The 14,389-nt window shown below is 54.0% G+C and carries 13 protein-coding genes; 4 read left to right on the forward strand and 9 right to left on the reverse strand.

The window, feature by feature from the left end; genetic code table 11:
* Window positions 1–216: 216 nt before the first annotated feature.
* The 3 genes from rhlE (at window position 217) to ybiB (ending at window position 4,851) form a co-directional block, all read left to right on the forward strand.
* A complete protein-coding gene (gene rhlE, locus ABOC97_RS04720; protein ID WP_349594625.1) occupies window positions 217–1,584 on the forward strand; it encodes an ATP-dependent RNA helicase RhlE in 1,368 nt (455 codons plus the stop codon).
* 96 nt (window positions 1,585–1,680) lie between these two features.
* Complete coding sequence (gene dinG / locus ABOC97_RS04725; RefSeq protein WP_349594628.1) at window positions 1,681–3,843, forward strand: ATP-dependent DNA helicase DinG; 2,163 nt, start codon at window positions 1,681–1,683, stop codon at window positions 3,841–3,843.
* Between the two features lie 39 nt (window positions 3,844–3,882).
* Window positions 3,883–4,851: a DNA-binding protein YbiB gene (gene ybiB / locus ABOC97_RS04730; RefSeq protein WP_349594631.1), complete on the forward strand. Its 969-nt coding sequence runs from the start codon at window positions 3,883–3,885 to the stop codon at window positions 4,849–4,851.
* Between the two features lie 165 nt (window positions 4,852–5,016).
* On the opposite strand, the gene ybiJ is transcribed toward ybiB, so the two are convergent.
* The 5 genes from ybiJ to ABOC97_RS04755 form a co-directional block, all read right to left on the reverse strand.
* The gene (gene ybiJ, locus ABOC97_RS04735) at window positions 5,017–5,277 is read right to left on the reverse strand and encodes a DUF1471 family protein YbiJ (RefSeq protein WP_234504943.1); all 261 of its coding nucleotides are present in this window, start codon (window positions 5,275–5,277) and stop codon (window positions 5,017–5,019) included.
* 456 nt (window positions 5,278–5,733) lie between these two features.
* Window positions 5,734–6,411: a PKHD-type hydroxylase YbiX gene (gene ybiX / locus ABOC97_RS04740; protein ID WP_234504942.1), complete on the reverse strand. Its 678-nt coding sequence runs from the start codon at window positions 6,409–6,411 to the stop codon at window positions 5,734–5,736.
* A gap of 48 nt (window positions 6,412–6,459) precedes the next feature.
* Complete coding sequence (locus tag ABOC97_RS04745; protein ID WP_349594635.1) at window positions 6,460–8,742, reverse strand: catecholate siderophore receptor Fiu; 2,283 nt, start codon at window positions 8,740–8,742, stop codon at window positions 6,460–6,462.
* Between the two features lie 301 nt (window positions 8,743–9,043).
* Window positions 9,044–9,304: a YdgH/BhsA/McbA-like domain containing protein gene (locus ABOC97_RS04750; protein WP_349594637.1), complete on the reverse strand. Its 261-nt coding sequence runs from the start codon at window positions 9,302–9,304 to the stop codon at window positions 9,044–9,046.
* 95 nt (window positions 9,305–9,399) lie between these two features.
* Window positions 9,400–10,020, reverse strand: a complete 621-nt coding sequence (locus ABOC97_RS04755) for a flavin reductase family protein (protein ID WP_349594640.1) — start codon at window positions 10,018–10,020, stop codon at window positions 9,400–9,402.
* Between the two features lie 96 nt (window positions 10,021–10,116).
* On the opposite strand from ABOC97_RS04755, the gene rlmF reads away from it, so the two are divergent.
* Window positions 10,117–11,043, forward strand: a complete 927-nt coding sequence (gene rlmF, locus ABOC97_RS04760; RefSeq protein ID WP_349594643.1) for a 23S rRNA (adenine(1618)-N(6))-methyltransferase RlmF — start codon at window positions 10,117–10,119, stop codon at window positions 11,041–11,043.
* Between the two features lie 41 nt (window positions 11,044–11,084).
* On the opposite strand, the gene glnQ is transcribed toward rlmF, so the two are convergent.
* From glnQ to dps, 4 genes are all read right to left on the reverse strand, one after another.
* Window positions 11,085–11,807, reverse strand: a complete 723-nt coding sequence (gene glnQ, locus ABOC97_RS04765; protein WP_349594646.1) for a glutamine ABC transporter ATP-binding protein GlnQ — start codon at window positions 11,805–11,807, stop codon at window positions 11,085–11,087.
* Complete coding sequence (glnP, locus tag ABOC97_RS04770) at window positions 11,804–12,463, reverse strand: glutamine ABC transporter permease GlnP (RefSeq protein ID WP_349594649.1); 660 nt, start codon at window positions 12,461–12,463, stop codon at window positions 11,804–11,806. The genes glnQ and glnP overlap by 4 nt, the downstream gene beginning before the upstream one ends.
* A gap of 85 nt (window positions 12,464–12,548) precedes the next feature.
* Window positions 12,549–13,295 (reverse strand): glutamine ABC transporter substrate-binding protein GlnH, encoded by a 747-nt coding sequence (gene glnH / locus ABOC97_RS04775; protein ID WP_234504936.1) that lies wholly within the window; start codon window positions 13,293–13,295, stop codon window positions 12,549–12,551.
* Window positions 13,296–13,658: 363 nt separating this feature from the next.
* The gene (gene dps / locus ABOC97_RS04780) at window positions 13,659–14,162 is read right to left on the reverse strand and encodes a DNA starvation/stationary phase protection protein Dps (protein ID WP_349594651.1); all 504 of its coding nucleotides are present in this window, start codon (window positions 14,160–14,162) and stop codon (window positions 13,659–13,661) included.
* Between the last annotated feature and the right edge of the window lie 227 nt (window positions 14,163–14,389).

Consider the following 14,389-nt stretch of genomic DNA (forward strand, 5'->3'; position numbering starts at 1 on the left):
GTTAATCAATCGATTGATTAACTTTATGCTGAGTTTTTAATCTTGTCCAGTCTGGTGAATAATCTTGTTTTCCATCGTTAAGGGGATAATTTATGCGGTGTATCACAAAAACTGCTACACTCCGCCCCTTCATGACATTGTGGTTTTTGTCATTCCCTCGTTTTTTATCCCCTCGAAAACTACACCGCGTGCGGTCGGGGTGGGTGTGGAGTATTTATGTCTTTTGATTCCCTCGGATTGAACCCCGAAATTCTGCGTGCCGTTGCTGAGCAAGGCTACCAGGAACCCACCCCCATTCAGCAGCAGGCGATTCCTGCTGTACTGCAGGGCCGAGATCTGATGGCGAGCGCGCAAACCGGTACCGGCAAAACCGCAGGTTTTACCCTGCCGCTGCTGCAGACGCTGGTTTCTCGTGAGCCGCACGTGAAGGGCCGTCGCCCGGTGCGTGCGCTGATCCTGACCCCAACCCGTGAGCTGGCCGCGCAGATTGGCGAAAACGTTCGCGAATACAGCCGCTACCTGAACATTCGTTCGCTGGTGGTTTTCGGTGGTGTGAGTATTAACCCACAGATGATGAAACTGCGTAGCGGCGTGGACGTGCTGGTGGCAACCCCAGGCCGCCTGCTGGATCTGGAACATCAAAACGCCGTGAAACTCGATCAGGTTGAGATTCTGGTGCTTGATGAAGCCGACCGCATGCTGGATATGGGCTTCATCCATGACATCCGTCGCGTGCTGACTAAGCTGCCGGCTAAGCGTCAGAACCTGCTGTTCTCCGCGACCTTCTCTGACGACATCAAAGCGCTGGCTGAAAAACTGCTGACCAATCCGCTGGAAATTGAAGTCGCGCGCCGCAACACTGCCTCTGAACAGGTGACGCAGCATGTCCACATGGTGGATAAAAAGCGTAAACGCGAACTGCTGTCGCAGATGATTGGCGAAGGCAACTGGCAACAGGTGCTGGTCTTCACCCGTACCAAACACGGGGCCAACCACCTGGCGGAACAGCTGAATAAAGACGGCATCCGCAGCGCCGCAATCCACGGCAACAAATCACAGGGTGCGCGTACCCGCGCGCTGGCTGATTTTAAATCTGGCGATATTCGTGTGCTGGTGGCGACCGATATCGCCGCGCGTGGCCTGGATATCGAAGAACTGCCGCACGTGGTGAACTTCGAACTGCCAAACGTACCGGAGGATTATGTCCACCGTATTGGCCGTACTGGCCGTGCGGCGGCAACCGGTGAAGCACTGTCACTGGTGTGCGTGGATGAAATTAAACTGCTGCGCGATATTGAGCGTCTGCTGAAAAAAGAGATCCCGCGTATTGCGCTGGCGGGCTACGAGCCGGATCCGTCTATCAAGGCTGAGCCTATCCAGAATGGCCGTCAGCAGCGCGGCGGTGGTAACGGCGGCGGCCGTGGTCGTCAGGGCCAGAGCCAGGGCGCTGGTCGCAGCCAGCAGCAGCCACGTCGTACCGACGGTGGGGCGCCGAAAGCCAAACCGCGTAGTGCGGAAGGCAAACCGGCAGGCGATAAGCCACGTCCACCGCGTCGCCCGCGTAAACCTGCAGCGGCGCAGTAAATTGCGAGCCCGGCCGAAAGCCGGGCTTTCTTTTTTGCGGCAGCGAGCAGAAAATGTCACAATAGTGGCTGTTTATACAGTATCTCAGGTTTTCTCATGGCTTTGACCGCTGCGCTAAAAGCGCAAATTGCCGCCTGGTACAAGGCGCTCCAGGAACAGATCCCCGACTTTATCCCCCGTGCGCCGCAGCGGCAGATGATTGCCGACGTCGCCAAAACGCTGGCAGGGGAAGAAGGGCGACATCTGGCGATTGAAGCGCCGACCGGCGTCGGGAAAACCCTGTCCTATCTGATCCCCGGCATTGCGATTGCCCGCGAAGAACAAAAAACGCTGGTGGTGAGTACCGCCAACGTCGCGCTGCAGGATCAAATCTACAGTAAAGACCTGCCGCTGCTGCGCAAAATCATCCCCGATTTACGTTTTACCGCCGCTTTTGGCCGCGGGCGTTATGTCTGCACGCGGAATCTGTCGGCGCTCGCCAGTACCGACCCCACTCAGCAAGATCTGCTCGCCTTTCTGGAAGATGAACTGACGCCGAACAATCAGGAAGAGCAGAAGCGCTGCGCGAAGCTGAAAGGGGATCTTGATAGCTACAAGTGGGACGGCCTGCGCGATCACACCGATGTGGCGATTGATGACGACCTGTGGCGGCGCCTGAGCACCGATAAAGCCAGCTGCCTGAACCGTAACTGTCATTACTATCGCGAATGTCCGTTCTTTGTCGCCCGTCGGGAAATTCAGGAAGCGGAAGTTGTGGTCGCCAACCATGCGCTGGTGATGGCGGCGATGGAGAGCGAGGCGGTGCTGCCGGAGCCGAAAAACCTGCTGCTGGTGCTCGATGAAGGGCACCACCTGCCGGACGTCGCCCGCGATGCGCTGGAGATGAGCGCCGAGATAACCGCGCCGTGGTATCGCCTGCAGCTCGACCTCTTTGGCAAACTGGTGGCGACCTGCATGGAGCAGTTCCGTCCGAAAACTACGCCGCCGTTGGCGCTACCTGAGCGGCTCACCGCGCATTGCGAAGAGCTCTACGAACTGATCGCTTCCCTGAACAACATTCTTAACCTGTATCTTCCCGCTACCCAGGAGGCGGAACACCGCTTCCCAATGGGCGAGCTGCCGGATGAGGTGATGGAAATCTGTCAGCGGTTGGCGAAACTGACTGAAATGCTGCGCGGATTAGCGGAGCTGTTTTTAAACGATCTCAGCGAAAAAACCGGCAGCCACGATATTGTCAGGCTGCATCGGGTGATTTTGCAGATGAACCGCGCGCTGGGGATGTTCGAATCACAAAGCAAGCTGTGGCGGTTGGCGTCTTTGTCGCAGGCTTCGGGGGCACCGGTCACTAAATGGGCCACCCGAGATACCCGTGACGGGCAGATGCACGCCTGGTTCCACTGTGTAGGGATCCGCGTGAGCGACCAGCTTGAACGCCTGCTGTGGCGCAGCGTGCCGCATATTGTGGTGACTTCCGCGACGCTGCGCTCGCTCAATAGTTTCTCACGCCTGCAAGAGATGAGCGGGCTGAAAGAGAAGGCCGGCGACCGCTTTGTGGCGCTGGATTCGCCGTTCAACCACGTTGAGCAGGGCAAAATCATCATCCCGCAGATGAAGTATGAACCGCTTATCGACCATGAAGAGCAGCACATTGCTGAGATGGCGGCCTATTTCCGCCAGCAGGTTGAGAGTAAAAAGCACCACGGAATGCTGGTGCTGTTCGCCAGCGGACGGGCGATGCAGCGCTTCCTTGAGCATGTGACCGATCTACGTCTGATGCTGTTGGTACAGGGCGATCAGCCGCGCTACCGGCTGGTAGAGCTGCACCGTAAACGGGTAGAGAGCGGCGAATATAGCGTGCTGGTGGGGCTGCAATCTTTTGCTGAAGGGCTCGATCTGAAAGGTGAACTGCTAAGCCAGGTGCATATTCACAAAATCGCTTTCCCGCCTATCGACAGCCCGGTGGTGATTACCGAGGGCGAATGGCTGAAAAGCCTCAATCGCTATCCTTTTGAGGTACAGAGCCTGCCCAGCGCATCGTTTAACCTGATACAGCAGGTCGGGCGTTTAATCCGTAGCCACGGCTGCTGGGGTGAAGTCATTATCTACGATAAGCGGTTGTTGACCAAAAACTACGGTCAGCGTTTACTGAATGCGTTACCGGTTTTTCCCATTGAAAGACCGGAAGTGCCGGAAGTATCGGAAGTATCGGAAGTGAAGCAGAAGACGAAAGCGAAATCGCCGCGGCGTAGAAAACGCTAGCCCGTCTGAGCGTCGTATGAGCATTCAACAGGAGTCGCAATGGATTACCGCATAATCATCAAAGAGATCGGCCGAGGCAAAAATCACGCGCGTGATTTGGATAAAGATACCGCGCGTAGCTTATACACCCGAATGCTTGCGGGTGAGGTTCCGAGTCTGGAAATGGGTGCCATTCTGCTCTCTATGCGCATTAAGGGCGAGGGTGAAGCGGAGATGCTCGGCTTTTACGAGGCCATGCAGCAGCAGACTATTCGTCTGACGCCGCCGGTGGGCAAACCGATGCCGATTGTTATCCCAAGCTACAACGGCGCGCGTAAGCAGGCGAACCTCACGCCGCTGTTGGCGATGCTGCTGCACAAACTGGGGTTCCCGGTGGTGGTGCACGGCGTGAGCGAAGATCCAACGCGCGTGCTGACGGAGACGATTTTTGAGCTGATGGGGATTGCACCAACCCATCATGCCGGGCAGGCGCAGGCGAAACTTGACGGTCATCAGCCGGTCTTTATTCCCGTGGGCGCAATCTGCCCGCCAATAGAAAAACAGCTGGCCATGCGCTGGCAGCTCGGGGTGCGCAATAGCGCGCACTCGCTGGCTAAGTTGATTACACCGTTTGCGGAAGACGCGGCGCTGCGCTTGTCGAGCGTATCGCACCCGGAATACGTGACCAAAGTTGCCAAATTCTTTAGCGATATTGGCGGGCGTAGCCTGCTGATGCACGGCACGGAAGGGGAGGTTTATGCCAATCCTCAGCGTTGCCCGCAGATTACGCTGATTGATGGGCAAGGCGCGCGGGTGGTTGCCGAGCGGCAAAGCGAGCAGCCGGAAGATCCGGTAGCGCTCCCGTCAGCAAAAGATCCGGAAACCACCGCTCGTTGGATTGAACGCTGCGTTGCTGGCGTCGAGCCAGTACCTCAGTCGCTGAAAATACAGCTCGCCTGCTGTCTGCTGGCAGCCGGTGAAGTGAACTCACTTGAAGACGGTTTAGCACGCGTCGCGCAGGCTTACTAACCCCCGTAGTTTCCCCGGGAGCATCACGTCATCTCATCCTATTTGCTGAATTTTACGCAAAAAAAAGCCCGGCGTGGCAGCCGGGCAAAAAAGGGTATCAACAAGTTCAATGAGGGTTGGAGCACCCGCGAGCGGTCGACTCACGGGGTATAACAGGGTTGGCAATTATTTGTAGATAACTGCAGTACCGCTAACTTTGTTGTTGGTGTTAGCAGAAGTGATGGCGTAGCCGGAAGCACCCGCTGCGGCAGCTTTCTGTGCCAGCTGAGCTTCCATTCCATCCAGAGTGCTTGCGCCGTCTACGGACACAGTACCCATTTCATTCATTTTCTGTGCCTGGGTCTGGGTGACAGGTTGTGCAGCGAAGGCACCAAATGACAGGGCAGACAGGGCGATTGCAGCAACAGCATATTTAATGTTTTTCATAATTAATCTCTCGCAGGTTATTCCGTTCAGGGGACGATGTTCTGTCGATGTGATAAGTATCACGTTTTTGTTTGACGGAATAAATCGAAGAGAATTGATGTCGATAATCAAAAAAATTGAATGATTATTAATTTATTGATTATTAATAAAATATTTGCGACGTGAATGTGTTTGTGAAGGTCTGGATGGTTTTTGCGCTATCGAAGGCACGATTTGCCACTTTATTTGCCAAAAAGCGTGCTCGTAAAGATAATCGATTGCTCTGTATATTACGGTATAGATTCGTTATTGAAACTGGTTTTGCCGCGTGGATTCCAGATTATATGCTTATTTGTGTGCTGTTAGTAAGTTTTTGTCTCGCTCTTTTTATCATCCCTGGCGGCCGAGCTTTAGCCCGCGCCGCGCTTTGATTTAACGGCCCATCTTTTTCATCTATTTTGAGTGATATTGGGCGTTTTAGATCTCAGACCATTCCCGCAGCAGGTTGTGGTACAGATTCAGCAGGGAGAGCGCCTCTGCGGATTCACCGTGGCGGCTTTTCAGCGACTGGATATTCCCGTCGAGTTCAAACAGCATCGCACGCCGTTTATCATCGCGGATCATTGACTGGATCCACATAAACGACGCCACCCGCACGCCGCGTGTTACCGGCGTAACGCAGTGCAGGCTGCTTGACGGATAGAGAACCAGATCGCCCGCCGGTAGTTTTACCGAATGCTGGCCATAGGTATCGTTGATAGTCAGCTCGCCGCCGTCGTAGCTCGCCGGATCAGATAAAAACAGCGTGGCCGAGAGGTCGGTACGCATCCAGCCGCTGTGCGGATGCTGGCGTACAGCGCCGTCTACGTGGAAACCGTAGGTCTCTTGCTGCTGATAGCGATTAAACAACGGGCTGGAGATGGTTTTTGGCAGCGCGGCGGCGAAGAACAGCGAATGGCGGTTGACCGCCTCCAGAACTTTCGCCTGTAGTTGGGTATAACGCTCGCTGCGGGTATCCACCTGCTGGTTATTCTTGACCTGAGCCCCCTGTGCGCCGACGGTTGCCCGGCCATCTACCCACTCGGCTTGGTTAAGCTCATCAACAAGATAACGGACTTCCTGTTCGCTCAGCACGCCGGGAATACGGTACATCATGAGGTCTCTCCTGAAAAAGAAAGTGGGGCTTGCGCCCCACGGTATAACTTAGAAGTGAACGTTAGCCGTTAACGCGAAGGTTCTCGGTTCGCCCGGGTGGTAGCGATAGCCACTTTTGTTGATGGAAGAAACATAATTGGTATCAAACAGGTTGTAAACGTTCAGCTGCAGGTCAAGCGTGCTGTTGACGCGATAGCCAAGCTTAGCATCGGCAACCCAATAGCTTTCGGTATAGGACGGCGTTCCGACGGCGCCATCTTTACCACGGTGCATGCTGCCAATATAACGTGCGCCTGCGCCTACAGAGATAGCGTCAGTGGCCTGGTACTGGCTCCACAGAGTGAAGGCATGTTCCGGTGTGTATGGCAGCGAAGTGGTGCCGTCCTGAGCAACTTCTGCGCCTTCACGTACGGAAGCACGCTGCTGGGTGAAGCCACCAATCACCTGCCATGCTGGCGTGATGTTACCAGCAACGGACAGTTCGTAACCCTCTACGCGTTTGGTACCGTACTGGGAGTAGGTGCCATCGTCGTTGGCTTCAACGTCGTTCTCAATATCCGTGCGGAAGACCGCGGCAGACAACAGCAGACGCTTATCCAGCACCTCCCATTTGGTGCCCACTTCGCTGGTTTTGGCTTTCTGCGGTTTGAAGTCGGTACGGTTAGCGCTGCTACCGGTGCCGCCTGCTGCCAGCGCGAAGTTGCTGCCGCCCGGAGGCTGCTGCGAGATGCCGTAGTTAACGTAAACATTGCCGTTTTGTGTCAGGTGATACAGCGCGCCAGCTTTCCAGTTAACCAGATTACCTGACTTGGTGGCGTCCACGGTGGTGACAGGGGAGTTTTTCGCCACGCCAGCCGGACAGGCAACTGCGCCGCGACCGGTACCGCCGCACAGAGAGGCGCTGTCGTACTCGGTGTGGTAGCTATCAAGACGAATGCCGCCGTTAAGCTCGAAATCCTGGGTAATTTGCAGGGTATCAAAGGCGTAGATACCGAAAGTGTCGGTCTGTCCATTCGAGTTTGCCCCGCTACGCTGCAGGCCGCCCAGCGAGATATTGCTGTTTGGGTTGTACAGATTTACCGGCGGTGCGGTAAACGGATACACGCCGTAGTTGGTCTGCTGCTCGTGGGTAAATTCCACGCCGGTGCTGATATCGTGCCCGACGGAACCGGTATAGAACTTCGACGTCAGGTTGGTCTGGTTGGTCAGGATCTTGTTGCTGACATCTTTGGTGTTGATGTTGCGCGTCCAGGTCCAGGTATTGACGTTGTTCGGGTCAGGCATGCCGATATTGCTGGCCCCGCCCATCATCGCCGTCATCATGTAATCTTGCTTGATCTGCGACCAGCGGGTGGTATTGCGGATGGTGGTGGTGTCGTTGAAATCGTGCTCGAAACGCATCGTCGCCGTATTGGTCGTCGAGTCGTCGTAATCCGAGTTGGTGCCATAGAAGTTATGGGTATCGACTTTACCGGAAGAGTTAAGCGCTGACGTTTTGGCGTTAGGCGCGGAGTAGCCCGGCAGGCCGACGGTCGGTACGCCGCCATCCGGCGTATTATTCTGCTTCACGTGCAGATAGTTGAGGTACAGGCGGTTTTGTGTACCCAGACCAAAGGCGATAGATGGCGCAATGCCGTAGCGCTCATTTTTAACATTATCGCGGCCAGCGTCGTGGGTTTTCTCGCCCATCAGGTTTAAACGCACGGCGGTGGTTTCGCCAATCGCTTCGTTAAGATCCAGCGTACCGCGGCGATACCACGCGCTGCCAATGCTTGCTGAGGCATCGATACCTGAGTCCAGACGCGGCTGTTTGCTGATCATGTTGATAGAACCGGTCGGTGCGCTGCGGCCATAGTCCGAACCGGACGGCCCCTTAATCACTTCTACCTGTTCAGTGTTGAACGTATCGCGGGTGACGCTGCCGATATCACGAACGCCATCAACGTAGATGCTGTTTGAGGTATCCGCGCCGCGCATGTAGATGGTATCGCCGGTGGATGAGTTGCCGTTTTCACCGGCAAAGAATGCCCCTACGCCCGGCACGTTTTTCAGCGCGTCGGTCAGGTTGGTTGCGCCCTGATCTTTAAGCACCTGCTCGGAAATCACGGTGACGGTACGGGTGGTATCCGCAATTGGACGGCTGAATTTCGGGTCTGCCGATTTAGTTGGGGCATACAGGGAAGGTGCCTGTGCTTCAACGACCAGCGTATCACCAGCGCTCTTCTCTTTACTTTCTTCAGCCTGGGCAGCAGGCGTTAAGCCAAGGCATAATCCGGTGAAAATGGTGAGCGAACTAAAGCTACTGAACGGGGTTGTGCGATTTTTTTCCATATCAATGAGCGTCTTATAATTTTTAATTTACGATGTAAATGATGACAGCCGGGCACGTCTTGTCCCTTTGCCACTGCAGGTTGCTTAATTTTTATTAAATGAATTTGATAATGATTGTGAGAAGCATTATCAAAACGCGTGACTTTTTATCACTCATTGAGCTAAAAATAAATACATTGATTTACATTTTCTTAATTTTTCGCACATGAAACTTACATAGTTGAGGGGGATTACCCGCAGTCGTGCCGCTCGCCGCTCGCCGGTCGGCGTGAGGTCTCCGGATAGTGCGCGGGCCTGGCGGTTAATCGTATAGCGTTGCCGAACCAAACAGCTTGTTCTTGCCACCGGCAACATCTACCACAAAGGCTTTCGCCCCTGCTTGATGCGCCTTATCGGCAAGCTGTCGTTGTAAATCATCCAGGCTGCTGGCGCCGCTTACCGTGACGGTGCCAACCGGGCGGAATGGCCCGCTGGGGACGTCGCGAGGTACTGGGCTGGCGTAGGCCGAGAAAGAGAGCGTCGCGAGGATCGTGGCGGTATAAAGCAGATGATGTGTGTTCATGGCATCCCCTCCTGATAGCAACAGGGAATACTTTAATTGTAGGTTGTTCGCAGAAAGGGAAGGGGAAAAATCAGCCGCCGAAACGGCTGGTGGAATCAGCCCTGGCGGGCGTCTGGACGAATCAAATCGAAACGGTGATTTTCATCGATGGTGTAGTAGGCCGATGGGCCACCGGCACGCAGTACCGGCTGCGCACGTGCCGTCTGGTAGATACCATTTTCCAGCAACGATTGCGCAATATGAATACCCACTACTTCGCCGAGAACCAGCCAGGTGTCCACGGCGGTGCCGTCCGCGCCGGTGAGTTGAATACACTGCGATAGCCGGCATTCAAAGTTGACCGGGCTTTCCGCAACGCGCGGTGCTTTTACCAGGCGGCTTGGGGCCGCAGTCAGCCCGGCACGGATAAACTCGTTCTCACCGTGCGGCAAACTGGCGGAACTTTCATTCATTGCCACCGCCAAATCGCGGGTGGTCAGGTTCCAGACAAACTCTTTGGTGTCGACGATATTCTGCACGCTATCTTTCCAGCCGCTACTGGCGAAACCAATGATCGGTGGGCGATAGTTAAAGCAGTTAAAAAAACTATAGGGTGCAAGGTTAGGGCGGCCTTGCGCGTCAACGGAGGCAATCCAGCCAATGGGTCGTGGCCCGACGATGGCGTTCAGTGGATCGTGCGGCAGTCCGTGTCCCTGAGAAGGCTGATAAAAATACATGGCACACCTGTCATTTAATCGCAGGAATCCAGACTCCCTTATTTACCGCACCGCCGTCAACGGGTATCTTACGCGGCATTAAGACAGGAGAAAGTCATGACTACCCAAAAACCGGGGTTGCATCCGCGCAACCGTCATCATGATCGCTACGATCTGGCCGCGTTGTGTGACGCTTGCCCCGCGCTGAGCGATTTTATTACCCTCAACCCGGTTGGGGAGCAAACTATTAATTTCGCCGACCCACAGGCGGTTAAAACGCTGAATAAGGCTCTACTGGCCCATTTTTACGCGGTCAAAGAGTGGGATATCCCGGAAGGATTCCTCTGCCCACCGGTACCGGGACGTGCTGACTATATCCACCATCTTGGCGATTTGCTCAGCGACGAGCGTGGCGAAGTGGTGAAAGGTGCGAGCATTCTGGATGTCGGCGTTGGCGCAAACTGCATTTACCCGCTGATTGGCGCACATGAGTACGGCTGGCGTTTTACCGGCAGCGAGACGCATCCTCAGGCGTTTGCCAGCGCTCAGGCGATCCTCAGCGCTAACCCGTCGCTGAATCGCATGATTCGTCTGCGTCGTCAGAAAGATCTCACCGCGATGTTTAACGGCATTATTCATAAAAACGAGCAGTTTGATGCCACGTTGTGTAACCCTCCGTTCCATGACTCTGCCGCCGCCGCGCGTGCAGGCGGCGAGCGTAAGCGTCGTAACCTGGGGCAGGATCGTGACGCTGCGCTGAACTTCGGCGGTCAGCAGCAGGAGCTGTGGTGTGAAGGCGGCGAAGTGGCCTTTATCAAGCAGATGATTGCTGAGAGTAAGGAGTTTGGCCGTCAGGTGATGTGGTTCACCTCGCTGGTGTCGAAAGGCGAAAATCTGCCGCCGTTGTACCGTGCGTTAACCGACGTGGGTGCCGTGAAAGTGGTGAAAAAAGAGATGGCGCAAGGGCAGAAACAGAGCCGCTTCATTGCCTGGTCGTTTATGGATGACGATCAGCGCCGTCGTTTCCTGGCGCGTAAACGCTAAGAAAAGCGCCGTTTATCCCGGGCGGGATAAACGGCGTTGTATCAGGATACGTGCTGCAGGAACTCTTGCAGACGCTGGCTTGGTGGGTTCTTCACCAGCTCCTGCGGGTTGCCATCTTCGGCGATACGCCCTTTATCAATAAAGATCAGGCGAGAAGCCACTTTCTCAGCAAAGCCGATTTCGTGGGTCACGATAACCATCGTCATGCCTTCTTCCGCCAGATCCTGCATTACCTTCAGCACTTCATGGCGCAGTTCCGGGTCCAGCGCAGAGGTTGGCTCATCAAACAGCATCATTTTCGGTTTCACCGCCAGCGCACGGGCAATAGCCACGCGCTGCTGTTGGCCGCCGGAAAGTTCAGACGGATAGTGATGAGCGCGCTCGGCCAGACCGACTTTGGCTAACAGATCTTTAGCTAATGTTTCCGCGGCGTCCTTTTTCAGGCCGCGAACGCGGGTTGGGCCAAACATCACGTTTTCCAGCGCCGTCAGGTGTGGGAACAGATAGAACTGCTGGAACACCATCCCGGCTTCCTGACGAATCAGGCGCTCATCAACTTTCGGGTCATTGACCTTCAGACCATCAACGAACAGATCGCCGCTGGTGATTTCTTCCAGTTTGTTGATGCAGCGTAGCAGGGTCGATTTACCGGAGCCCGATGGCCCGATAATAACTACCACTTCCCCTTGTTTGATATCGAGGTCGATATTGTGCAGCACCTGGGTTTGACCAAAGTGCTTAGAGACGTTTTTAAATTCAATCACAGGATTTTCATCCTTCTTTCAAGAATGCGGAGCACGATATTCAGTACCTGAGTGATGATCAGGTAGATGACGCCAACGGCGGTCCAGATTTCCAGCGCGCGGAAGTTGCCAGCAATGATTTCCTGACCGCTACGGGTCAGCTCGGCGGCACCGATCACGATAAACAGCGACGTATCTTTGATACTGATAATCAGCTGGTTGCCGAGTGCCGGCAGCATACGACGCAGCGCCAGCGGCATAATTACATGACGAATGGTTTCGCGACGTGAGAGGCCTAGCGCCAGTCCTGCTTCGCTGAAGCCTTTATGAATCGATAGTACCGAACCGCGGGTGATTTCCGCGATGTACGCCCCGGAGTTGATCATGATAGTGATCACCGCCGCGGTGAAGGTATCGATGCGGATATCGGGGAAAGCCATTGGCAGGGCAAAGTAGATGTACATCACCTGCACAACGATAGGCGTGCCGCGGATCACTTCGATAAACACGAGGGCTACGTGGTTGGCTATCCAGCCACCGTAGGTGCGGGCTAAGCCTGCCAGCAGGCCGATAATAATACCGCCTGCCAACCCGAGGATCGAGATCCACAGAGTCATTTTGGCGCCGTCCAATAAAATTGGAATGGCAGGCCAGATGACGCTCCAGTCAAACTGCATAGTAAGTATTCCTGTTACCGTGGTTTTTCAAAAACAACAGGGGCGAAAGGTCGCCCCTGAACTAATCAGTCATTCTTAAGAATAATTATTTTGGCTCAGTACCGAACCATTTTTTGTAAATTTCGTTGTAGGTGCCATTCTCGCGCAGTGTTTTCAGCGCGCCGTTCACTTTCTCACGCAGATCGTCGCTGCCTTTCGGGAACGCGATACCGTACTGCTGTGCTTCCAGTGACTCACCGACCGCTTTGAACTGACCGTTACCGGCGGTTTTGATGAAGTACAGAATGTTTGGCGTGTCGTGCAGAACGGCGTCAGCGCGGTTAGTGCCTAATTCCATATACGCGTTGTCGATGTTCGGGAACTGGCGCAGATCTTTAGTTTTGATATTCGCTTTCGCGTAATCAACGGAACCAGTACCGCTCTTCACCGCGACCACTTTGCCATCCAGATCTTTTACGCTCTTGATGTCGTTGTTATTGGTTTTCACCATGACCAGCAGGCCGCTTTTGTAGTAGCCGTCGGAGAAATCGATCGCTTTTTTACGTTCGTCAGTAATCGTGATACCGGCCAGCGCCAGATCGATATTTTTGGTCTGCAGTGCAGGAATGATGCCGCTGAAGTCCATTGGCTTCAGGGTGTAGTTCAGCTTCAGCTCTTTGGCGATAGCGGCCCACAGATCCACGTCGAAACCGACGTATTTGTCACCCTGTTTGAATTCAAACGGAACGAACGCGGTGTCCGTTGCCACAACCAGTTGTTTCTCAGCTGCTTGAGAAGAAACCGCAAAAGCCAGGGTGAGTGCAGCCAGTGAAACTTTAAACATTGACTTCATAGCATTTCCTTTTATATCCACGGGGCGATCCCCTGCGAGAACAATCGGCTTATGAAAAAATCGTGCCAACTTCACAATGCATTGTTTCTTAACAGATAATGTTTTTCTCACTGCACAAACTTGGCAGGATAAATGTCCATACGCACCATGTCAGGGCACCAAAATGGTGCATGAAAGGCGCATTGTTAAGTACGGTGTTTTTTAGCGCAAACGCAGGGGGGAAAACAATCTTTTATTAACGATTGTGTGAGGTGACTATTACAAGTTGTTTACTTTGGCGAGGTTTTTGACCATTTGGCTGCACTTTTTTAGTGCATTAACTCCCGGCCGGTGAGGCCGGGAGGTCATTGCGTTTACTTATGGTTATTCAATATTCGCTTCGATGAACCACAGGAATTTATCCAAATCGCGCGAGGCGGCGGTGAGAATATCGGCGGTATCTTCGTCTTTCGCTTCGGTAATGGCTTTACGCACATCGTTGGCGACAATCGCGTAACGTTCGGCCAGCTCTTTCAGGTGATCCTGTACGCTGGTGATATCCAATGGATAGCTTTTCAGCGGGGTTTGCGCGTTGATAACCTGGGTGGTACCGAGCGCAATACCGCCAAGCTGCACGGCACGTTCAGCCATGGTGTCCAGATGGTCGGTTAGCGCGGTGCGGAAGCCGTCCAGCATCTCATGGACGGCGATGAAGTTGGCGCCACGCATATTCCAGTGTGCCTGTTTGGTAATCAGCGACAGATCGATAAATTGTAGAACCTGACGGTTGAGTAACGCAACGGTAGCCTGTTTTTCGCTTTCCGGAACATCGTTACGCGTATAGAGAAGTTGGGCGTTTTTAGTTTTGACCAGTTTTGCAGTACTCATAATCATATATCCTCTTAAGCTGATACACCGATAAATACGGGTGTATTTGCGTCCTTATGAATTAACGAAAATAAGTATAGCACCGTTAACGGGGGTGTATTTTTGGTTGTGCCTATAGGTTTGATAGTGAGCGCATTGTGATGGGGTAAAATTCTTATTAAACAGTTGCTTGCTGTTGGTGTTTTGATTTGTGTCTATTTTTTAAATATGCTTGTTGATCTCAGGCA

The sequence above is a fragment of the Kluyvera huaxiensis genome (assembly GCF_040149365.1).
Taxonomy (GTDB): domain Bacteria; phylum Pseudomonadota; class Gammaproteobacteria; order Enterobacterales; family Enterobacteriaceae; genus Kluyvera; species Kluyvera intermedia_A.